A 20,515-nucleotide genomic window follows, 5' to 3' on the forward strand; every position below is an offset into this window, starting at 1 on the left:
CCTATTAATGCATCATGCGTCGTACTGCATAAATTTCTGGAACGCGTTTAATGCGTTCTACTACTTTTTTCAAGTGTTGTAAGTTACGAATCGAGATTGACATATTAATTGTTGCCATTTTATTACGGTCACTTCTACCAGAAACAGCTGAAATGTACGTTTTCGTCTCTGTAACAGCTTGCAGTACTTCATTTAATAAACCACGGCGATCGTAACCCGAAATTTCAATATCAACGTTATACTCAATTTCTTTTTCAGGGCTACCTTCCCACTCTACTTCTAATAAACGTTCTACAGCTTCTTCTGTATGAACGTTTACACAATCACGGCGGTGAATCGATACACCTCGGCCTTTCGTAATATATCCAACGATATCATCGCCTGGAACTGGGTTACAGCATTTCGATAAACGGATTAATAAATTATCAGCACCGCTTACCTTTACACCAGAATCCCATTTTCGAATTTTCATCGGTTTACGAACTTCTTTAACTTCAACAATTTCTTCTTCTTCGCGTTGTTTGCGGAACTTGTCCGTTAGTCGCGTAACAATTTGCGAAGCTGTAATTCCGCTATATCCAACTGCTGCAAACATATCTTCTTCATTTGCAAAGTTAAATTTCTCAGCGACGCGTTTTAAGTTATCAGGCGCTAATACTTCTTTCATCTCATACTCTAGACCACGTACTTCCTTTTCAACAAGTTCACGGCCTTTTTCAATATTTTCGTCTCTACGTTGTTTCTTAAAGAATTGACGAATTTTATTTTTTGCATGAGATGTTTGAGCAAGTTTTACCCAATCTTGACTTGGGCCATATGAATGTTTCGACGTTAAAATTTCAATGATGTCGCCTGTTTTTAATTTATAATCCAACGTCACCATTTTACCGTTTACTTTTGCACCAATTGTTTTATTCCCAATTTCCGAATGGACACGATACGCGAAATCAATCGGAACCGATCCAAGTGGTAATTCCATTACATCGCCTTTCGGTGTAAAGACGAATACCATGTCAGAAAATAAATCAATTTTTAATGACTCCATAAATTCTTCTGCATTAGAAGCTTCATTTTGCCATTCTAATATTTGACGGAACCATGTGAGTTTCTTCTCTAATGTACCTGTTGTTTCTGCTGTTTTTCCTTCTTTGTACGCCCAGTGTGCCGCGATCCCGAATTCTGCAATTTCGTGCATTTCTTTCGTACGAATTTGCACTTCAAGTGGATCACCTTTTGGTCCAATTACAGTCGTATGAAGAGATTGATATAGATTTGCTTTTGGCATTGCAATATAATCTTTAAAACGACCTGGCATCGGCTTCCAGCACGTATGAATAATTCCAAGCACCGCATAACAATCTTTAATACTATTTACAACGACACGTACAGCTAATAAATCGTAAATTTCATTGAACTGCTTATTTTGCAGTGCCATTTTACGATAAATACTGTAAATATGTTTCGGTCTTCCAGAAATCTCAGGTTGAATTGCAACTTCTTTTAATTTCTCACGAATACCAGTCATTACTTCGTCTAAGTATTCTTCACGTTCTGCACGTTTACGCTTCATTAAATTTACAATACGATAATATTGTTGGGGATTTAAATAGCGAAGTGACGTATCCTCTAGCTCCCATTTAATAGTACTAATTCCGAGTCTATGTGCTAAAGGTGCAAAGATTTCTAACGTTTCATTCGCTATGCGACGCTGCTTCTCTTGAGGCAAATGTTTCAATGTACGCATGTTATGAAGACGATCAGCTAGTTTAATTAAAATAACTCGAATGTCTTGAGCCATTGCAATAAACATTTTGCGATGGTTTTCTGCTTGTTGTTGTTCGTGAGATTTATATTTAATCTTCCCAAGCTTTGTAACACCATCAACAAGCATAGCAATTTCTTTGTTAAATTCCCGTTCAATATCTTCTAACGTAATCTCTGTATCTTCCACTACATCATGTAAGAAACCTGCTGATACCGTAGCTGGATCCATGTGTAAATCAACTAAAATACCTGCAACTTGAATCGGATGAATAATATACGGTTCACCCGATTTTCTATATTGTTCGCTATGCGCATCACGTGCATATTCATAAGCACGTGCCACTAGCTCAATATCTTCATCCGCTAAATATTGACTTGCTTTCTCGAGTACCTGTTCAGCTGTTAGTACCTGCTCATTTGCCATCGAATCACCTTTTATTGAAAATTGACTTTATCTTTATTTAATAGAATAAATTATATTCTATCATTATAACCCAATGATTGTGAATTGTGAAAAGGAAAAGATTTTACTGACATTTCACCATGATTTTTTGTTCAATTATACAAAAGTACCCGCTCCTCTCCAAGAGATTCACGGGTACTTTTTATCACCGTAGTTTTACCTATATAGTGATTAGTATTTTTCTAATACTAATACATCGTAACCATCTAACATTTTACGACCATCTAAGTAAGTAAGCTCTACTAAGAATGCAATCCCTGCTACAACTCCGCCTAGCTCTTCAACTAACTTAATTGTCGCTTCGATTGTTCCACCTGTAGCTAATAGATCATCTGTAATTAATACGCGTTGACCTGGCTTAATTGCATCTTTATGGATTGTTAAAACATCTTTACCATATTCTTTACCGTAGTCAACAGTAATTACTTCACGTGGTAATTTTCCTAATTTACGAACTGGTGCAAATCCTACTTCTAACGCATAAGAAACTGGGCAACCGATAATGAAACCACGAGCTTCTGGTCCTACTACAACATCGATATCTCTTTCTTTTGCGTATTCAACGATTGCATCTGTTGCTGCTTTGTATGCTTTACCATCATTCATTAAAGGTGTAATGTCTTTAAACACAATACCTTCTTTCGGATAATCCGGTACAATTGCGATATGTTGCTTGAAATCCATATTTCTGAATCCTCCTCAGATCTAAAAGGTTTGTAAATACAAATCCTTTACCCTAACTGTTCTACTTCTTTATGATTACGAATCGTTTCAAACCATGTATATAGTTGCTGATATGTGCTATAAACCAATTCTTTTTCTAATTGTAAGTGGTTCATTTTCTCACGATATGTGTTCGATTCAATTAAATCACGCTTTTGTTTTTTGTCTGCCATAAAAATGACGCCATCTTTTATTGTAACAAATTCTAACTCAAAAAACACCTGTGTCATGAAATTTACTGTATCTTTTGACCAACCTTTATGACGACATAGTTGTTCTCCATATTGTCTTAAAGAAAATGGTGTTTTTTGGCTTAAGAAAGAATAGTACCATTTAAAGTGTTCTCTCGTCGGAACTGTACTAAATAAGTGGTTATTCTCTTGATAAAATAGCGTATAAATTCGCGCTGGGAATCCTACTTTAAATAGCTCACTTAATTCATCTGTTCCTTTTGGTAAATCAAGTAACACGATATATTGATCATCTAAATGCGTTACTTCTGAAGCATGCATGAGCTTTTCTTTATAGCTCTCTAAAGAAAATTTATTCAATACCTCTTCAGAAAAATACACCATTGTTATTTTTTCTTTCGGAAGTTCTGCTAAATTTGCTTCTGCATTACGCATACTACGCCAATCAAATAATTGCCACGCCTCTACAGCAATATCTTGTACCATTAATTGTGGCTTCTTAAAATTATTCCATTCATTGATGGATGCTTCTCCTATTACAGATACTTTTGCAACTGGAGAGATTTCTTTCGCATATGCACCAAAACCAAATCCAATTGTATCCAGTGTTGCTTGTCCATCACGAAGAGCCATTTTTAAATGAGAGCCATCTGATCCGATCGCGCGAATACTTTCTAACTCTGCATCTTTCACTGCAATACGTGGTTTCGGATTTCCAACACCAAACGGGGCTAGTTTTTGCATATCTTCAATTGCCGCTAGTGTTACATCCTCTACTTTACAAAAAACATCAACTGCTGTAATTGGAATAAAATCTTCTTCTGTTAAAATTGCATCTGCTTGTTCATTTAAGCGGCGACGTAATTCATCTACATCATTCATATGTAGCGTCATTCCCGCTGCCATCGGATGCCCTCCAAATTGTGGCAATAACTCTCTACAATCTGATAAATTTGCAAACAAATCAAATCCTGCAATACTACGCGCTGAGCCTTTTGCTGTTTCTTTTATAGGATCAATGCATAATACAATAGTCGGACGATAAAAACGTTCAACTAATTTAGAAGCGACAATCCCAATTACACCCGGATTCCAACCTTCTTTTGCAAGTACTAATACTTTGTTTTCTTCTGGCGGAAAGTTATTTTCAACTTCAGCGATAGCCTCTTCTGTAATTTGCTTTACAATATCTTTTCGCAGTTTGTTCAGCTCATCAATTTCTTCGGCCAACTCTTTCGCTTCCTCAGGATCATCTGATAATAAAAGGTGTACAGCCGGCGTTGCATCTTCTAAACGCCCGACCGCATTAATACGCGGTGCAATTGAGAAGCCAATACTCTCTTCTGTAATTTCACTTTGCGAAACGTTAGCAACTTTAAACAATGCCTTTAAACCAATATTTTTCGTCATACGCATATGTTTTAAACCGCGTTTCACTAGCAACCTATTTTCACCATGAAGTGACACTAAATCGGCTACTGTACCGATTACTGCAATCTCTAATAAATGTTCTGGTACACGGCCTAATAGTGCATGCGCAACTTTAAACGCAACACCTACACCAGCTAAATAGTGAAACGGATATACACCGCCATCTAATTTCGGATGTATAATCGCAAGTGCTTCTGGCAATTCTGGCGGTGGCTCATGGTGATCTGTAATAATTAGATCTATTCCAAGCTCTTTCGCTACATTCGCTTCATGTACTGCTGCGATGCCAGTGTCGACAGTAATAATCAGTGAGAACCCTGCGCTATGCGCCCAACGAAACGCTTCTTCGTTCGGCCCATACCCTTCTGTAAAACGATTTGGAATATAAAATTCTACTTCTGCACCTAATTCTTGAAGAGCAAGATATAACACAGTTGTACTACTTACTCCGTCTGCATCGTAATCACCAAATATTAATATTTGTTCTCCATTTTGAATCGCCTTATTTACACGTTCTACCGTTCTATCCATTCCTTCTAATAAAAATGGATCATGAAATTCTTGATTTTCTGTATTTAAAAAATCTAAAATCTTATCTTCTGTATCTAGTCCTCTACCGAGGAATAATGAAACGACAAGTGGCGATAACTGTAATTTACTTGCTAATTCACTCACTCGTTCGTCATTATATTCTTTTTCTTTCCAACGCGTCTTCGGTTGTAACACGAAATCACCCCTTAACCTGTTCATTATACAAGACAGATTAAGGGGTGACAATATAATGCAAACTACGATGCAATATCTATATACTAAAATGTTAATGATGTTTAATTTGGAGAATACGGATTTATATGTACGAATACATTTTGTACATTATCTTGTTTCATAAGTATTTCTTTCACATGTTTTCCAATACGGTGTCCTTCTTCTACAGTAATGTATGGATCTACAGACACTTTAATATCGACAATAACATAATGACCATGCTCCCGTGCATATAAAGAACCAATTTTTTTCACACCATCTACTTGAAGAACTGCTTCTCTAAGCGGAATAACATCCTCCTCATGAAGAACATGGTCAAGCGTTGCATGAATTGCTTCCGCTCCAATGCTCCATGCCATTTTTACAACAAGAAGCGAAACAACTAATCCTGCAATCGGATCAGCATATACAAGCCAGTCTATACCAAGCTTACCACCGAGTATAGCTGCACAAATACCGATTAAAGCTGCAATTGAAGAAAATACATCCGAACGGTGCTCATATGCATTTGCAATAATTGCATCACTATTTACCCTTTTCCCTAATCGGAATTTATATTGAAACATTCCTTCTTTCACGACGATTGAAAGAACAACAGCAAAAATCGTAATTCCTTTCGGCGGTTCTAGTTCTTGCGAAAAAGCTTTTATAGATGAAATCGCGATTTCAAGTCCCACAATAAATAATAATACCGCAACAATAATCGCTGAAATCGATTCCGCTTTACCATGACCATACGGATGATCTTCATCAGGTGGCTGCTTTGCCGCTCGCAATCCAAAAAGTACAGCTAGCGAACCAATTACATCTGATGCAGAATGCACCGCATCTGCTAGCAGTGCTTTACTGTTCCCAATATAACCAATTACCGCCTTTACAATTGCTAATATAATATTACCAACGATCCCGACAATAGCACCAAACTCGGCCTGTTTAAAACGTTCATCTTTTTCCATAATTAAAATCCCTTCTTTTCTTAACCTATCTTTTTATTTTAACAAAAACAGCGATAACACCACCACTTTCTTCCATCTTCTTCCCATCAAAAAGTTGCTATCTTATTGTATCCACAAACGAAAAAAGAGATGCCTCATAATAAGGCATCATCTTTTCTATACTTGCGGTTCAGATTCTACTTTCTCAACCTTCTTCTTGTTTTTCCCCTTTTTCAAACGACGGTTTTCAAGCATTAACCAAATTTGAGAGGCAACGAAAACAGAAGAGTACGTACCTACTATTAATCCAACAAGTAACGCAAACGAGAAGTTACGTAGTGACTCACTACCGAAGATAAGCAGTGCAATTACTGGGAATAACACTGTTAATACGGTGTTAATCGAACGACCAAGCGTTTGGCGGATACTTGCATTTACAATCTCTTCTAGGTCTTTTATATCGCGCACTCGTTTTTTCTGCTTGTATAATTCACGGTTTCTATCAAATGTAACAATTGAGTCATTAATAGAATAACCGATGATTGTTAGTACTGCAGCGATAAACGTTAAGTCTACCTCTAATTGGAAAATACTAAACATAACAACCATAACGAATGCGTCATGTAGTAACGCAAGCACTGCAGATAACGCATACGTAAATCGGAATCGAATACTTACGTATAAAATGATAACTGCAGAAGCAATCAGTACAGCGATAAATGCATTTCGTGCAATTTCTTTACCGATTGTCGGTGAAACTGTACTTATGTTTGGATCTGTACCATATTTATCGTGGAAGAATGTTTTTGTTTTGGCAATTTCATCTTTTGATAAAACACCTAATGTACGAACTGCGAAACCTTTATTGTCATCTCCAGTCGGTACAATATTTTCTTCCTTCACATCAATGTTCAATTCTTTAAAATCTTTATGAACATCAGATACCGTAACGGCTTGTTTTGATTGCAAGTCAATACGTGTACCACTTGCAAAGTCAATCCCAAGATTCAATTTGAAAATTGGTAAGATAATTGCACCCGCAATTACAACTACAATTGAGAAGCTAAGGAATTTATGACCGATATTCACGAAGTTAATACGATCAAATCTCGTTGGCGGATGCACTACACCTTTTGTTAATGGAATAATATCCTTTTGTTTCACACCAAAATATCCTGGTTTTTTATCGAAGTAACGGCTCTTTACAAGTAAACCTAGTAAGAAACGAGTACCGAATACGTTCGTAATAAAACCAACTAAAATACTTACGATTAAACTTGTTGCGAATCCTTTTACAGAGCTATTACCATAAACGAATAACACACCAGCTGCTGCAAGAGTCGTAACGTTTGCATCTAAAATTGTTGCTAATGAACGATGGTTACCAGCTCGGAATGCCGACATCATTGACTTACCAATTTTCAGCTCTTCTTTCAGTCTCTCGTACGTAATAATATTCGCATCAACTGCGATACCTACTCCGAGCACTAACGCCGCAATACCTGGCAACGTAAGAACTGCATGCATCCAGTTAAAGACAAGTAATGTAACGAAAATGTATAAACCTAACATAATAACCGCTACAAGTCCTGGTAAACGGTAGAATACAAGCATAAATAAGAAAATAAGAGCGATACCAATCGCACTAGCGAAAATCGTTTGCTCTAACGCTTGTTGACCAAATTTCGCTCCAACAGATGTTGAATACATTTCTTTTAAATCAACAGGAAGTGCACCTGCATTTAATAAAGATGAAAGTTGTTTCGCACTTTCAACTGTGAAGTTTCCACCTACGATAGATACTTCAGCTTGGTTAAATACTTGGTTTACTGTTGCTGCTGATAAGAACTTCGGATTCGGTTTTGCAGATTCTGCTTTATACGAATCTTTTCCTTCTTCAAAGTCAAGCCAAATTACCATTAAATTCGTTGGTGGTGGCATTTTTGAAATCTTTTCAGTTACTGCACGGAATTTTTCAGCGCTTTTTAGTGTAAGACCTACGCTCGCACGGCCTTGGTCATCAAATGTTTGTTTCGCTCCGCCGCCTTTTAAATCCGTTCCATCCATAAGAAGGTTATCATCCACATCACGGAATGTTAATTTCGCTTGTGTTGATAACATTTCACGTGCTTTTTGCTGGTCTTGTACACCAGCAAGCTGTACACGAATTCGATCTTGCCCTTCGATTTGAATGTTCGGCTCACTTACACCGAGAACATTGACACGATTTTCAAGAGCACCTACTGTACTTACAAGTACGTCTCGATCGATTTTATCACCTTTTTTGGCTGGTTTTACTTCATACAGAATTTCAAAACCACCGCGAAGGTCTAGTCCTAGACTAATTCCTTTTGCTATGTCTTTTCCTGCCGCACCAATTACTCCACCGATTAATAAGACGATGAGGAAAAAGGCGGCAATTCTCGTACCACGCTTTGCCATATGTACCCTCTTTCTGCTACTAACACTTTCAATAAATCTTTTACGATTCACTGCTATACGTGTGCATACGCCTAGTTAGTAGACTTCCTTTCTATAATTTTTGCTAGCTCATCACTAGCTGTATAGGTAAGCTTTTACACTCCCTACACTTTCATCATTTATTTTCCTCTTCACTACCTCCTTTATATATAATCTTAGACACAATTATTTCCTCTTTATCAATACATATCATTATACTGCAAAAGGAAGAACAAACCAATTGCAGTCGGTTATTTATTTTCGTACTCATCAAATGACCAAAGCGGTGCTTGGTAAGCTTCAACAGTTAAATATGTCATATATTCATTAGTACTTACTGTTAATACGTCATTAACTAATTCATACAATCTAACATCGCTGTCTATCTTCTTCCACTTTTTCACTTTGAGAAACTTCCAAATGTCATCATCTGTTACTCGGTCGTAACCGAACATTTGAAACTCTTCTACTTTACTTTCTAAAACGACTTGTAACTGTCCGCGGTATGATTCTACCAAAGCCTCTCTATCTAACATTTATAACATCTCCTTCTTATTTCAGCACGAAAAAGTCGCTTTAATCCCGCTCTAATGGACAGCAATAACTACTTTCAAGAGCACTATCATACTTCACTCTCTTAAATGCTTGTCATTCTTGTCTCGTACGTGCATATAAATTATTGTAAATCATTCCATTGATTTTGAGAAGGTAGGAGAAGAACATGACGAGACAAAGCTTTTTAAAAGGCGCATTTATTTTAATGATAGCCGGCTTTATTACAAAAATACTCGGCTTTATCAACCGCATAGTAATGGCACGTATTTTAGGAGAAGAAGGCGTTGGTCTTTATATGATGGCCGTTCCTACATTCATTTTAGCAATTACATTGACACAAATTGGTCTTCCTGTCGCAATCGCAAAATTTGTAGCAGAAGCGGAAGCTGTGAACGATAAACAAAGAGTTAAAAAAATATTAACCGTATCACTAGCTGTTACATCCGTTATTAGTATCATTTTAACAATCGGAATTATGTTCCTCACACCTATTTTAGCAAAAACATTATTAACCGACGAAAGAACGTACTATCCATTAATGGCCATTTTGCCCGTCGTTCCCGTTATTGCTGTTTCTTCTGTTTTGCGTGGTTACTTTCAAGGGAAACAAAACATGAAACCTAGCGCTTATGCGCAAGTTCTAGAACAAGTCGTCCGCATTACCATTATCGCTATATGCATCCAGTTATTTTTACCTTACGGCATAGAATACGCTGCAGCCGGCGCTATGTTATCAGCTGTTCTCGGTGAAGTTGCATCCTTATTATTTTTACTCACGTTATTTCAGCGAGAAAAACATTTATCAATACGCTCTGGATTTTTCACTACTGTAAAGGAAAGCAAAGGGACATTTTATTCTCTGATGGATATTGCCCTTCCAACTACAGGAAGTCGTTTAATCGGCTCCGTTTCATATTTTTTTGAACCTATTGTCGTTATGCAAAGCTTAGCAATCGCTGGTGTCGCTGCTTCTGTTGCAACCCAGCAATACGGTATATTAAACGGTTATGCATTCCCGCTTCTATCACTACCCGCCTTTATTACATACGCTCTTTCTACAGCGCTCATCCCTTCTATTAGTGAAGCAATGGCAAAAAGACAACATAAATTAGTGGAGCACCGTTTACAACAAGCACTTCGAATTTCATTAATTACCGGCGGATGGTCTGTCGTTATATTATACGTATTCGCTTCTCCTGTTTTAACTCTTATGTATGGATCAGGCAGCGCAACAGCATTCATTCAACTTCTTGCGCCTTGCTTTTTATTTCATTATTTCCAAAGTCCACTTACCTCTGTTTTGCAAGCTTTAAACTTAGCAAGGGCTGCAATGATGAATACATTTATTGGTGCCATCGTGAAATTAATCGTTATTTTTGTACTAGCATCAAGGCCAGAATTTCAAATGATGGGGGTTGCACTTGCTATCGCCGCAAATATTGTAACAGTAACATTTCTTCACTACGCTACTGTTTTAAAAAAGATTACATTTACCATTTACGCAAAAGACTATATTTTCGGCGGACTTGCCATCGGTATCGCAGGCGCCTTCGGTTTTTATCTTCATAAATATATTATTTTCTCTCATTCCCTTGGCATACAAACATTATGGGAAATCACTTTAACAACAATTGTTTATATCGTACTTCTCTTCACTTTCAAACTCATTCGAAAAGAAGAGTTAAGTCGTCTCCCTATCATTCGTAAACTTTCATTTTTGAAATAAGATGAAACTTTAATCAGTGGGGTAATCTCCACTGATTATTAGTTAAACCAATCATTCTTACTCTTTCAAAGGATAAATCTCTAATTTTCTTTTACATCAACAAAAAATTGTCCGTTTTGAAAACTACAGTATAAAATTTGTGTTACATCGTTATAACCTAAGTTTTTTAATTTCTCAATAAGCCATTCATCTGTATGCTCAATCATTTGTAAATGACTAGATTGAATTTCTCCATCAATAATAAGAGGAAGCGTAAACTGTAATGTATCTTGTTTATTTTTTTGTTTTTGAAAGACAGATAACTTCCCAGACGGTTCCAAAATAGCATATTCTACATCCCGAATATCTCCAACTCCTTGTTCCCTTAATTGCATCATTAAATCATCTATATTATACCGTTGCTTTCTCATCTTCTTTTCATCAATCTTCCCCGCGTTTACAAGAATAGCTGGCTCACCTTCTATTAAATGCCGAAAGCGTTGATACTTTAGGGAAATGACTGACAAAATAATTTGGATGCACATAAGAAAAGTCATCGGAACTAATTGATGCCAAAGTGATTTATCGGTATTTTCAATTGCCACTACGGCCATTTCTCCAAGCATAATAAATACCACTAAATCTAATACACTTAGCTCTCCTATCTCACGTTTACCCATAAGACGAAAAATAATTAAGATGATGATATACAAAAGCATTGTCCGTCCAATTATTGATATCCATTCCATTTCTACATCTCCTTTTTTACGTATAGACTCCCCTATAAAAAAGAAACTAGTCTAACTTGGGCAAAAGGAAAATATGCTTGTATTAAAAAGGAGGAATGCATAAATGGATGGAACGAAAAAATTATCAACTGCAATTGGCTTCGGTATTGTTACACTACTAATTCTCGCATCTATTACTAGTATGATTATGGCTCTTTTATTAAAGTTTACAAATATAAATGAAGGGACATTAACCGTTACTATTTTTATACTCGCTCTTTTATCTATACTTATGTCTGGATTTACTGCCGGCAAAAAGGCTCAAGGAAAAGGTTGGCTAGTAGGTTTCACAACAGGGCTCACATTCACTATACTCGTCTTTCTAGTTAACTATTTAGGCTTTTCTCAAACCTTATCGAACTCACAATTACTTTATCAATTAGCATTAATGGGGGCGAGTACACTCGGTGGTATTTTCGGTGTAAATATGTCAAAGCAAAGTAACTAAAAAAGGCCCTGCACATTTCATGCAGGGCCTTCCACATTAGTTTTTCACAACTTCACGAATCGCATTGCGATCGAAAGTTAAGTGTGAACCACCAGATTTAATAACGATTTTCGTCTCATCTACTGATTCGATTGTACCGTGTAAACCACCGATTGTTACGATAGCATCACCTTTTGCTAACTCACTTTGCATTTGAGCAACTGCTTTTTGACGTTTTTGTTGCGGGCGAATTAATAAGAAATAGAAAATCGCAAACATCGCAACGATCATAACGATATTCATCATACCTGCATTCATCTTTTGTTCCTCCTTTTAAATTATGTATTAGAAGTTTTTAGCATTCGGTTTATTAAAGCCATACTGTTCAAAGAACTCTTCGCGGAAATCGCCAAGACGGTCTTCACGAATAGCTTGTCTCACCTGCTCCATTAAGTTTAACAGAAAATGAAGGTTGTGATAAGACGTTAAACGAATTCCGAACGTTTCATCACATTTCATTAAGTGACGAATATACGCACGTGAGTAGTTTTTACATGTGTAGCAATCACAGTTTGGATCAAGCGGACCGAAGTCTCTTGCAAATTTCGCATTTTTTACAACGAGTCGACCTTCACTTGTCATACATGTACCATTTCGAGCGATACGAGTTGGAAGTACGCAGTCAAACATATCAATACCACGAATTGCACCATCGATTAATGAGTCAGGAGAACCTACACCCATTAAGTAACGAGGCTTATTATCTGGAAGAAGTGGTGTTGTAAACTCAAGTACACGGTTCATAATATCTTTCGGTTCACCAACAGATAAACCACCTACAGCGTAACCAGGGAAGTCCATTGAAACAAGGTCTTTCGCACTTTGACGACGAAGCTCTTCGTACTCCCCGCCCTGTACAATACCGAATAAACCTTGATCTTGCGGACGTTCATGCGCTTTTAAGCAACGTTCTGCCCAGCGGCTCGTACGCTCTACAGATTTCTTCATATATTCAAAAGTAGCCGGGAATGGCGGACACTCATCAAATGCCATCATAATATCTGAACCTAATGCATTTTGGATTTCCATCGCTTTTTCTGGTGATAAGAATAATTTATCTCCATTTAAGTGATTACGGAAGTGAACGCCTTCCTCTTCAATACGACGGAAGTCACTTAAACTGAATACTTGGAAACCACCAGAGTCTGTTAAGATTGCACGATCCCAGTTCATAAATTTATGCAAGCCGCCTGCTTCACGAATAATTTCATGACCTGGACGTAGCCATAAATGATACGTATTACTTAAAATAATGCCAGAATCCATTGCTTTTAATTCTTCCGGTGACATTGTCTTAACTGTCGCAAGTGTACCAACTGGCATAAATGTTGGTGTATCAAATGAACCGTGCGGTGTATGCACACGACCTAAACGGGCACCCGTTTGTTTACATGTCTTAATAAATTCATAACGAATTGCTGTCATAACTTACTCCTTTTATTTGTTTCTCATTTTAGCGTGAGATGCAACGAACATTGCATCACCGAAGCTAAAGAAACGATATTTTTCTTTTACTGCTTCATTATAAGCATGAAGTACATTATCTCTATTTGCAAATGCACTTACAAGCATGATTAATGTTGATTTCGGCAAGTGGAAGTTTGTAATTAAACCATCAATTGCTTTAAATTCATATCCCGGATACATGAAAATATCTGTCCATCCAGAAGCGGCGCAAAGCTTACCGTCATGATCTGTTGCAATTGTTTCTAACGTACGAGTTGATGTCGTACCTACAGTAATAATACGTCCACCATTCTCTTTTACACGATTTAATAATGCCGCTGTCTCTTCAGACATATGGTAATATTCTGCGTGCATATGGTGTTCTTCAATCGTGTCTGCAGAAACTGGTCTAAATGTTCCAAGCCCTACGTGAAGTGTAATGAATGCCAACTGAACGCCTTTTTGCTTTAACTTCTCAAGTAACTCTTCTGTAAAGTGAAGTCCCGCAGTCGGCGCTGCTGCTGAACCGATTTCTTTCGCATATACTGTTTGATAGCGATCGCGATCTTCTAGCGTCTCTTTAATATATGGAGGAAGTGGCATTTCCCCAAGTTCATCTAAAATTTCATAGAAGATGCCGTCATATGAAAATTCAAGCTGACGTCCACCTTGATCTGCAGTTCCTGTGCAAGTTGCTTTTAATTTCCCTTCGCCAAAAGAGATAACAGTTCCTTCTTTTACACGTTTCGCTGGCTTTACAAGCGTTTCCCACTTATCGCCTTCTTCTTGTTTTAAAAGAAGTACTTCAATGTGCGCGCCTGTATCTTCTTTCACACCGTGCAAACGAGCAGGCATAACTTTCGTTTCATTTAAAACTAAGCAATCCCCCTCATGTAAGTAAGAAAGAATGTCCGTAAAATGTTTATGCTCAATATCACCTGTTTCACGGTCTAACACCATTAATCTTGATGTTTCACGATCTTCTAACGGGACTTGTGCAATAAGTTCTTCTGGTAAATGAAAATCAAACAGATTTATATCCATAGCTATATCCACCTATTTCTTATTTAAATCGATTTATTATATACATAATAAAAGATAGTACAATACTTAACACAATACATGTAATGATAGGAAAATAAAAGGTAACGTTTCCTTTTTTCACAAAAATATCGCCTGGAAGCCTGCCAATGAACTTCCAAGCTAATCCAACAACGATGAGTAAGATTCCCGCTGTAATAAGCATTTTGGGCATCTCCATCATACTTTTGGCATCTCCATTCCGAAATGTTCATACGCAAGCGGCGTTACAATTCGGCCCCTTGGCGTTCGTTGTAAAAAGCCAATTTGTAATAAATACGGCTCATACACATCTTCAATCGTATGAGATTCTTCTCCAATTGTTGCTGAAACCGTTTCTAATCCAACTGGACCACCACGGAATTTCTCAATAATACCAAGCAGTAATTTATGATCAATATGATCTAGACCTAATTTATCTACTTGCAGTAGCTCTAATGCCATTTGCGTAATTTCCATCGTAACCGTTCCGTTACCACGAACTTGCGCGAAATCACGTACACGTCTTAAAAGACGATTCGCAATACGAGGTGTACCACGAGCACGTCTTGCAATTTCTAATGCAGCTAACGAATCGATTTCAACTTCAAACACTTCTGCTGTACGTTCAACAATCGCAGAAAGCTGATCTACTGTGTAGTACTCTAACCTTGAAAGTACACCGAAGCGGTCACGAAGCGGTGCCGATAATGCTCCGGCGCGTGTCGTTGCTCCAACTAATGTAAATGGCGGTAAATCTAGGCGTACAGAACGTGCTGAAGGCCCTTTTCCAATTACGATATCAAGGCAAAAGTCTTCCATCGCAGGATACAATACTTCTTCAATTGATCTATGCAAACGATGAATTTCATCAATAAATAATACATCCCCTGGCTGAAGCGCTGTTAATACAGCAGCTAAATCTCCTGGTCTTTCAATCGCGGGACCTGAAGTTGTTCTAACATTAACGCCCATCTCATTTGCAATAATATTCGCAAGCGTCGTTTTACCAAGACCTGGTGGTCCATATAAAAGCACGTGATCTAACGTTTCTTCACGCATTTTCGCTGCTTCAATAAATACTTCTAAATTATGTTTCGCTTTATCTTGGCCAATATACTGACGGAGCGTCTGTGGCCGTAATGAATATTCTAAATCTGCATCTTCATATGCAGATTCCCCTGAAAGGAGACGTTCGTCCATTATACTCACCTCTTACCATTTAGTAAAAGACTAAGTGCCTTTTTAATATACTGATCCGTCGTTAATGATTCTTTTAATAACTCTGGTACAACGCGAGAAACTTCGCGTTCTGCGTATCCAAGTGCGCGCAGAGCTTCCAGTGCCTCATCAAGCTCAGCTGATGAACCTTTCTTCTCATCAAAACGTTCTGTGTCTGAGAATAAATCCACAAATGCATCTGGTACGACATCTGCTAGTTTTCCTTTTAAATCTAAAATCATTTGGCGTGCTGTTTTCTTTCCGACGCCTGGGAATTTCACTAAAAACTTCTCATCTTCATGCTCAATCGCTTGAACGACCTGTCCTGTTTGACCAGAAGCTAAAATTGCAAGAGCGCCTTTTGGCCCAATGCCAGACACGCCTAACAACTTTGTAAATAATAAACGCTCTTCACGTGTTTTAAACCCGTAAAGTGCCATAATATCTTCTCTCACATAATGATATGTATAGACACGGATTTCTTGCTTACTTCTTTGAAATACATACGGATTTGGTGTGAAAATTTGATAACCAATTCCATTATGGTCAATTACGACATATTCCGGCCCTACATACTCCACGTAACCTGTAACATATTCAAACAAAATACGATCTCTCCCTCTTAAATCATGTATTCCATTTTAACATATTTAATGATAGAAAAGCGAGACTGCCCCAACAAATGTTCTCCACTTGAAACTTCTGTTATTTTCCATTGACAGAAAGGTTAAAGCACCTTAATATACAGAGGTCGATAATGATTATCAATACTAATTAAAGGGGTTACATCAGGATGAAACGTAAGCTATTTATTTTATTTACTATTATGCTTGTTGTTCTTTCTATCGTTGGCTGTTCTTCTCAAAAAGAAGAATCGAAAGCAAAAGAACAACCGAAAACAAAAGTTGTAAAACATGCTAAAGGTGAAGCTACAATTCCAGTAAATCCAAAGAGAATTGTTGACTTATCTGGATCAACAGAAGAACTATTACTTCTTGGACACAAACCTGTTGGTACAGCAAATACATATAAAGATAAAATCCAAAATCACTTAACAGACAAATTAGATGGAGTAAAAGCAGTTGGTTGGTACTGGGCACCTAAAGTTGATTTAGAAGCTGTTACTGCTTTAAAACCAGACTTAATAATTTTAAACAACCGTCAATTAAAAATTTATGATCAACTAGAAAAGGTTGCACCTACAGTTGTTCTAGAAACAAACTTAGAAGACTGGCGTGGTAAGTTTAAAGAAGTAGGTAAGCTATTTGACGAAGAGAAGAAAGCAGACAAATGGATTGCAGACTACAATAAGAAAGCAGACTCTTTATCTAAAAAAATTAAAGAGAAAACAAAAGATGAGAACTTTATGTTCGTTGCAGTTACACCTCAAAACTTCCGTGTATACGGCAGCTTCGGATACGGTGACATCATCTTTAACGACTTAAAACTTCCTGCAACAAAAGGTACAGATTTAAAACAAACAATGGCGCAAGTATCACTAGAAGGTCTAGTTGCATTCCAGCCTGACCAAATGTTTATTGTAAACTTTGGTGGCGAAGCTGATAAAGTGTACGAAGACTACAAAAATAGTGCTGTTTGGAAAGACAATAAAGCAGTTAAGAACAATCACGTATATGAAGTATCAAATGAAGCCTTCAATACGAAAGCATTCAATCCAATTGGAAAAGATATGCTAATTGATGAAATCGCAAAAGAAATTTTAGCTAAGAATAAATAAGAAAAAAAGCAGCTCACCATGAGCTGCTTTTTTTCTTATTTTGCACTGCATATTGCTTCATTTTTTCAATCGTCTTCACAAAACCTTCTTTTGATTTAATACGAATACCACGTTTCAATTTCGCACGCTCATAGCTCTCAAGCTTTTTCATATCAATTTGAAAGAAAGAATGGATCGCATTATCACTTTTCGGCACGCCTTTGAAGATTTGTAATATCCCTTCCTCTGAAACACCAAAATACCCACTTGTTTTCAATAACGGAGAAATATCATCAACTTTCTTTTGCAATACAATTTGTACATCATCACGATCAACAAGCTGCCATTCTTTATACTGCCGTAAAAATTTTTCTAAGTCCGCTACTTTTTCTGTAAAGATTTCCTCACTTACTTCTCCATCAACATACATACGCTCTAATAAAATTGTAACCTCAGGTTCTTTTTCCGTTACTTCTGGTACTGGCCCTTCCGCCTTCACATTCGTTTCATAAACGAAACAAAACATCATAACGAAAGCTTGCATCGCAATCAGTATCCATTTCATTTCCGTTCACCTCTTTTAGGCAAGATCATACTTTCATTAGTAGTTTTTCCGGAAATGGTGGTTTTATCCATATTACATTTCTTTCGAAAAATAAAAAATGCAGATAAGGGTTTACCTCATCTGCATGTATCATTTACTTTTATATAAAATGAAAGACGCCTGCAAAGCAGGCGTCTTGATGCGTTTACGGCGAGAGACCAGGCGACCACATTCGCGTGTTTAGCACTTAAGCATATCTCTCGTCTTACGTAAATTAGCTCATCGCTTTGTTAATATAACATTAATAAATTATAAGTGCAACATGTTTATAAAAATATTTTATTCCCTCTTTTATCCAACTGAATAATATGTAAATTATAAATTGATAAAAGTAATATATATGTTACAATTAATATAACAGCGAAATCATAATAAACAGGAGATGGATATTGTGAAAAAAATAAAGGATGAACGTCTCATTCTGAAAACATTAAAAAACATACGTATTGCCTTTCTTTTTCAATCGCTTGGTATAATTGGCATTTTAGGCTATATCGGATTCACTGAAGGAATGGATCAAATTACGAAATCTCCATTATGGCTATTATTTATTCTTACAAGTATCGTCCTTAGTTATTTACAGTTAAGTGTTTCAATCGATGTAGAAGAAAGTGAAAAGGAAATAAAGTTAACTCCTTATTATAAACTTGTCTTCCGCTCCCTTATTGTAGGAATCGTTATGGCTATTATTTATATTATTTTCAGTCCAGAAAGACCACTGTTTGAAGCTATTTTAACAGGTAGTATTCTTTTCATATGCTTTTTAGTTTCTTACTCCGTTAGTTATTTTATTAAAAAACGTCGTTTACAAGACAACGATGAATAAAGAGGAAGGGCTCACCCTTCCTCTTTTGTTTTGTTATCGCACTGTACCAGTTAAACCGTAACGAATGTCTCGGAACATATTCACTATGTCACGATTAAAATCGTTTGTAACTGTACCGTTACGTAGACGCGTACTCATTGCATCGACACGAGTAAACATATCATTTCTTACAGAAACATATACGTTTCTGTTTCCAACTTCATTTGAAACCGCTTGACGAATTTCGTTCGCCATCGCCGTTTCATTTGTCACTGTGTTACGTGGTTTTACCGCAATCGCTACATCGTTTCCATATACAACTGTAGACACACGGTCTACGTTATTCATACGTTTCACACGATTTGTTATTCTTTCAGCTGTTTTACCATCATTGTTAATGTATGAATTGTTCATTGTAATATTACGAGTTGGATGCGGATTAGCAATTTGTCCATTGTAATTTACATCTCGATAATAATTGTATCCTGTATCGTTACGACCATTTCTATATGTTACATAATCTGTATAACGATCATTACGTGTCACATTATCACGATACTGGTGTGTATCATTATAAGATGTACGTTCGTAATTGTAGTTACGTCCATCCATTGCATTGTTATCTTTCGGTGTACCACATGCAGCTAATGCACTGGTAACTAACAAAGAAGCAGCAATCACTTTTACTTTCGTATTCAATACAAAAACCCCCTCTGTTAGAATGAGCTTCTCTACTGAAAAGCTCCCTCTTATGATGAGTAACAGAGAAGGTTTTTACACTGTTAATATTTCACTGGGAATTTTCTAGCACTTCATAAAAAAACTGCATTTTCTTAATTAACACGCATGCAAAAAAGGCGGGAATACTCCCGCCTTTTTAAACTTCTTCTTCGTCCTCTTCTTCTGAAACGGGCTCTCCAAATACATTTGGTGGATCTGGTTGATAATACATCGTTCCTGGCTGTGGTGCATATGCAGACTGAGTTGGTTGATAATATAAAGGATTCGCATATTGCGGACCACCTGGTTGTGGACTATATAGTCTACTTTCTCCTCCGCATCCACAATCTTCCTCACCCTGCACAAGCGGCGGCATATTATTATCCATTGGCATCATATTCGGATTTGGCATAGACGTATATTGTGGTCCAAACGGCGCTCCTTGCTGATATGGCATTTGATATGGATTTGGTTGTTGATAATACGGATTCGGCGGCATCATGGGCTGTTGATACGGCATTTGATATGGCATCATATTCGGTGGTTGATTGTTATCCATTATCGGCATTATATTCGGCATTTGATTGTTATCCATGATTGGCATCATATTCGGCATTTGATTGTTATCCATTATCGGCATCATATTCGGCATTTGATTGTTATCCATTATCGGCAT

At 37.1% G+C, this 20,515-nt stretch carries 19 protein-coding genes and 1 pseudogene; 4 read left to right on the forward strand and 16 right to left on the reverse strand.

Going from position 1 to position 20,515, the window contains the following annotated elements; genetic code table 11:
• Positions 1-4 precede the first annotated feature (4 nt).
• From relA to ACQRBL_RS21970, 6 genes are all read right to left on the reverse strand, one after another.
• On the reverse strand, positions 5-2,188 hold the full coding sequence (gene relA / locus ACQRBL_RS21945) for a GTP diphosphokinase (RefSeq protein WP_001262795.1): 2,184 nt from the start codon (positions 2,186-2,188) through the stop codon (positions 5-7).
• 210 nt (positions 2,189-2,398) lie between these two features.
• A complete protein-coding gene (locus ACQRBL_RS21950; protein WP_000346215.1) occupies positions 2,399-2,911 on the reverse strand; it encodes an adenine phosphoribosyltransferase in 513 nt (170 codons plus the stop codon).
• 47 nt (positions 2,912-2,958) lie between these two features.
• The gene (recJ, locus tag ACQRBL_RS21955) at positions 2,959-5,298 is read right to left on the reverse strand and encodes a single-stranded-DNA-specific exonuclease RecJ (RefSeq protein WP_411995652.1); all 2,340 of its coding nucleotides are present in this window, start codon (positions 5,296-5,298) and stop codon (positions 2,959-2,961) included.
• Positions 5,299-5,399: 101 nt separating this feature from the next.
• Entirely contained in the window at positions 5,400-6,293 is an 894-nt protein-coding gene (locus ACQRBL_RS21960; protein WP_000409746.1) for a cation diffusion facilitator family transporter, read from the reverse strand.
• 156 nt (positions 6,294-6,449) lie between these two features.
• Positions 6,450-8,714: a protein translocase subunit SecDF gene (secDF, locus tag ACQRBL_RS21965; RefSeq protein WP_411995653.1), complete on the reverse strand. Its 2,265-nt coding sequence runs from the start codon at positions 8,712-8,714 to the stop codon at positions 6,450-6,452.
• 269 nt (positions 8,715-8,983) lie between these two features.
• On the reverse strand, positions 8,984-9,268 hold the full coding sequence (locus ACQRBL_RS21970) for a post-transcriptional regulator (protein ID WP_000886979.1): 285 nt from the start codon (positions 9,266-9,268) through the stop codon (positions 8,984-8,986).
• A 185-nt stretch (positions 9,269-9,453) separates the two neighbouring features.
• On the opposite strand from ACQRBL_RS21970, the gene spoVB reads away from it, so the two are divergent.
• The gene (gene spoVB / locus ACQRBL_RS21975; protein WP_411995654.1) at positions 9,454-11,013 is read left to right on the forward strand and encodes a stage V sporulation protein B; all 1,560 of its coding nucleotides are present in this window, start codon (positions 9,454-9,456) and stop codon (positions 11,011-11,013) included.
• An 80-nt stretch (positions 11,014-11,093) separates the two neighbouring features.
• Here the strand turns inward: spoVB and ACQRBL_RS21980 are convergent, their stop codons facing one another.
• Complete coding sequence (locus tag ACQRBL_RS21980; protein WP_000454821.1) at positions 11,094-11,741, reverse strand: DUF421 domain-containing protein; 648 nt, start codon at positions 11,739-11,741, stop codon at positions 11,094-11,096.
• A gap of 103 nt (positions 11,742-11,844) precedes the next feature.
• Between ACQRBL_RS21980 and ACQRBL_RS21985 the strand changes: the two genes are divergently transcribed.
• Positions 11,845-12,228: a TIGR04086 family membrane protein gene (locus ACQRBL_RS21985; RefSeq protein WP_411995655.1), complete on the forward strand. Its 384-nt coding sequence runs from the start codon at positions 11,845-11,847 to the stop codon at positions 12,226-12,228.
• A gap of 36 nt (positions 12,229-12,264) precedes the next feature.
• Here ACQRBL_RS21985 and yajC read toward each other — a convergent pair whose 3' ends face one another.
• Genes yajC through ruvA form a run of 6 tightly spaced genes read right to left on the reverse strand, consistent with a single transcriptional unit; the run spans position 12,265 to position 16,598 of the window.
• Positions 12,265-12,525, reverse strand: a complete 261-nt coding sequence (gene yajC / locus ACQRBL_RS21990; protein WP_000991115.1) for a preprotein translocase subunit YajC — start codon at positions 12,523-12,525, stop codon at positions 12,265-12,267.
• Positions 12,526-12,552: 27 nt separating this feature from the next.
• Positions 12,553-13,692 (reverse strand): tRNA guanosine(34) transglycosylase Tgt, encoded by a 1,140-nt coding sequence (gene tgt / locus ACQRBL_RS21995; RefSeq protein WP_000125365.1) that lies wholly within the window; start codon positions 13,690-13,692, stop codon positions 12,553-12,555.
• Between the two features lie 12 nt (positions 13,693-13,704).
• Positions 13,705-14,757, reverse strand: coding sequence for a tRNA preQ1(34) S-adenosylmethionine ribosyltransferase-isomerase QueA (gene queA / locus ACQRBL_RS22000; RefSeq protein ID WP_000354014.1), 1,053 nt, complete (start codon positions 14,755-14,757; stop codon positions 13,705-13,707).
• A 19-nt stretch (positions 14,758-14,776) separates the two neighbouring features.
• Positions 14,777-14,977 carry a DUF2905 domain-containing protein gene (locus ACQRBL_RS22005; protein ID WP_000970410.1) on the reverse strand — a complete coding sequence of 67 codons (201 nt, stop codon included), beginning with the start codon at positions 14,975-14,977 and terminating at the stop codon, positions 14,777-14,779.
• Positions 14,974-15,975 carry a Holliday junction branch migration DNA helicase RuvB gene (ruvB, locus tag ACQRBL_RS22010; protein ID WP_000344450.1) on the reverse strand — a complete coding sequence of 334 codons (1,002 nt, stop codon included), beginning with the start codon at positions 15,973-15,975 and terminating at the stop codon, positions 14,974-14,976. The genes ACQRBL_RS22005 and ruvB overlap by 4 nt, the downstream gene beginning before the upstream one ends.
• A 5-nt stretch (positions 15,976-15,980) precedes the next feature.
• The gene (ruvA, locus tag ACQRBL_RS22015; protein ID WP_000464511.1) at positions 15,981-16,598 is read right to left on the reverse strand and encodes a Holliday junction DNA helicase RuvA; all 618 of its coding nucleotides are present in this window, start codon (positions 16,596-16,598) and stop codon (positions 15,981-15,983) included.
• 188 nt (positions 16,599-16,786) lie between these two features.
• On the opposite strand from ruvA, the gene ACQRBL_RS22020 reads away from it, so the two are divergent.
• Positions 16,787-17,731, forward strand: a complete 945-nt coding sequence (locus ACQRBL_RS22020; RefSeq protein WP_023523097.1) for an iron-hydroxamate ABC transporter substrate-binding protein — start codon at positions 16,787-16,789, stop codon at positions 17,729-17,731.
• A 13-nt stretch (positions 17,732-17,744) separates the two neighbouring features.
• Here the strand turns inward: ACQRBL_RS22020 and ACQRBL_RS22025 are convergent, their stop codons facing one another.
• On the reverse strand, positions 17,745-18,275 hold the full coding sequence (locus ACQRBL_RS22025) for a BofC C-terminal domain-containing protein (RefSeq protein WP_023523098.1): 531 nt from the start codon (positions 18,273-18,275) through the stop codon (positions 17,745-17,747).
• Between the two features lie 430 nt (positions 18,276-18,705).
• Between ACQRBL_RS22025 and ACQRBL_RS22030 the strand changes: the two genes are divergently transcribed.
• Positions 18,706-19,140: a hypothetical protein gene (locus tag ACQRBL_RS22030; protein WP_023523099.1), complete on the forward strand. Its 435-nt coding sequence runs from the start codon at positions 18,706-18,708 to the stop codon at positions 19,138-19,140.
• 33 nt (positions 19,141-19,173) lie between these two features.
• On the opposite strand, the gene ACQRBL_RS22035 is transcribed toward ACQRBL_RS22030, so the two are convergent.
• Together ACQRBL_RS22035 and exsA are read right to left on the reverse strand one after the other, a co-directional pair.
• Positions 19,174-19,818, reverse strand: a complete 645-nt coding sequence (locus ACQRBL_RS22035) for a YhcN/YlaJ family sporulation lipoprotein (protein ID WP_001093537.1) — start codon at positions 19,816-19,818, stop codon at positions 19,174-19,176.
• A gap of 178 nt (positions 19,819-19,996) precedes the next feature.
• A pseudogene (gene exsA / locus ACQRBL_RS22040) lies at positions 19,997-20,515 on the reverse strand (spore coat assembly protein ExsA); the annotation flags it as partial.

The sequence above is a fragment of the Bacillus sp. AF62 genome (assembly GCF_050312695.1).
GTDB classification, from domain to species: Bacteria; Bacillota; Bacilli; order Bacillales; family Bacillaceae_G; genus Bacillus_A; species Bacillus_A cereus.

What these genes read in the sequence shown, in the direction of transcription:
- relA (WP_001262795.1), bottom strand. Translation starts at nt 2,188, where the DNA reads ATGGCAAATGAGCAGGTACTAACAGCTGAACAGGTACTCGAGAAAGCA.
- ACQRBL_RS21950 (WP_000346215.1), bottom strand. Translation starts at nt 2,911, where the DNA reads ATGGATTTCAAGCAACATATCGCAATTGTACCGGATTATCCGAAAGAA.
- ACQRBL_RS21960 (WP_000409746.1), bottom strand. Translation starts at nt 6,293, where the DNA reads ATGGAAAAAGATGAACGTTTTAAACAGGCCGAGTTTGGTGCTATTGTC.
- secDF (WP_411995653.1), bottom strand. Translation starts at nt 8,714, where the DNA reads ATGGCAAAGCGTGGTACGAGAATTGCCGCCTTTTTCCTCATCGTCTTA.
- ACQRBL_RS21970 (WP_000886979.1), bottom strand. Translation starts at nt 9,268, where the DNA reads ATGTTAGATAGAGAGGCTTTGGTAGAATCATACCGCGGACAGTTACAA.
- spoVB (WP_411995654.1), top strand. Translation starts at nt 9,454, where the DNA reads ATGACGAGACAAAGCTTTTTAAAAGGCGCATTTATTTTAATGATAGCC.
- ACQRBL_RS21980 (WP_000454821.1), bottom strand. Translation starts at nt 11,741, where the DNA reads ATGGAATGGATATCAATAATTGGACGGACAATGCTTTTGTATATCATC.
- ACQRBL_RS21985 (WP_411995655.1), top strand. Translation starts at nt 11,845, where the DNA reads ATGGATGGAACGAAAAAATTATCAACTGCAATTGGCTTCGGTATTGTT.
- yajC (WP_000991115.1), bottom strand. Translation starts at nt 12,525, where the DNA reads ATGAATGCAGGTATGATGAATATCGTTATGATCGTTGCGATGTTTGCG.
- tgt (WP_000125365.1), bottom strand. Translation starts at nt 13,692, where the DNA reads ATGACAGCAATTCGTTATGAATTTATTAAGACATGTAAACAAACGGGT.
- queA (WP_000354014.1), bottom strand. Translation starts at nt 14,757, where the DNA reads ATGGATATAAATCTGTTTGATTTTCATTTACCAGAAGAACTTATTGCA.
- ACQRBL_RS22005 (WP_000970410.1), bottom strand. Translation starts at nt 14,977, where the DNA reads ATGATGGAGATGCCCAAAATGCTTATTACAGCGGGAATCTTACTCATC.
- ruvB (WP_000344450.1), bottom strand. Translation starts at nt 15,975, where the DNA reads ATGGACGAACGTCTCCTTTCAGGGGAATCTGCATATGAAGATGCAGAT.
- ACQRBL_RS22020 (WP_023523097.1), top strand. Translation starts at nt 16,787, where the DNA reads ATGAAACGTAAGCTATTTATTTTATTTACTATTATGCTTGTTGTTCTT.
- ACQRBL_RS22025 (WP_023523098.1), bottom strand. Translation starts at nt 18,275, where the DNA reads ATGAAATGGATACTGATTGCGATGCAAGCTTTCGTTATGATGTTTTGT.